Origin of the sequence: Candidatus Rhabdochlamydia sp. W815 (genome assembly GCF_018642185.1) — a bacterium.
GTDB lineage: Bacteria > Chlamydiota > Chlamydiia > Chlamydiales > Rhabdochlamydiaceae > Rhabdochlamydia > Rhabdochlamydia oedothoracis.
On record NZ_JAAVTY010000208.1, the window covers coordinates 1 to 865 of the forward strand.

1 protein-coding gene is annotated in these 865 nt (G+C 30.9%); it reads right to left on the bottom strand.

What is annotated here, in order from left to right; translation table 11 throughout:
- Window positions 1-865, bottom strand: an 865-nt coding sequence (locus RHOW815_RS08360; protein WP_215217816.1) for a hypothetical protein, incomplete at both ends; no start/stop codon positions are given.

The following is an 865-nucleotide window of genomic DNA, read 5'->3' on the forward strand; positions in this document are numbered from 1 at the left end:
GAAATTTTCTTCTTTTGTATAACTCTTTACTATTTCGTATAATTTTGTTGCGGATACAGACGGAGCAACTGCTAGAATTCCTAAATTAGGATCGTAAATAATATGTTTCCCTTCCTTTGTTTTAATATAGACCATTGCATGTCCCGTATCTTTCTCTGGTAAAATTCCTATATGATAAACTCCTGCTATTAAATTTTTTGTAAAATTTTCAAAAGAAGGTTCTTCTTTCCTTTTTTTGAATGTATAAACAGCACTTTCATTTATATTTATGGTAAGCCCATAAGAGCTTGTTATATCCTTTTCTGCTTCTAAACAGTATTTTAATAATATTTCTTCTGCTGCTTTATTTAACCGAATGTCTAGATCTATCTCAATCTGTTTTAATGCAGCAATTTTTTCTTTAGCTATCATTTTTTTCAAAGATTCCCACTTTCTTTTGATCTCTTCTTTTATTTCACTTTTGATCTCTTCTTCTATTTCACTGAAGTATTTATTTGTATATTCTTCAAAGGTAAGCTTATTCTTAGCATCATAGAAGATCTGTTCAAGCACAGCCTTATCTGGAGCTCCATCTTTGTAACGACCGAAAACAGCTTCTAATGGGGACTTTGCTAATTTTACATTCATAAGGTAGCTAGAAATAAAATCATAGCTCATGCCTACACAGCATCCATCTTTTCCCATTTCTAATCTACGAAGTTTGCTTATGGCGCAAGTATCTTGTGCTTTTTTTATCCTTTGATTAATAATTGTATCGCCATATAAATTTTTTAGTGCCTTTATTTCGTCAATCTCCCGGAAATCTTTGATTTTATTTGGGGTATTCAAAGAGAAATCAAGGATTTCATTTCCAAATTTTATATAG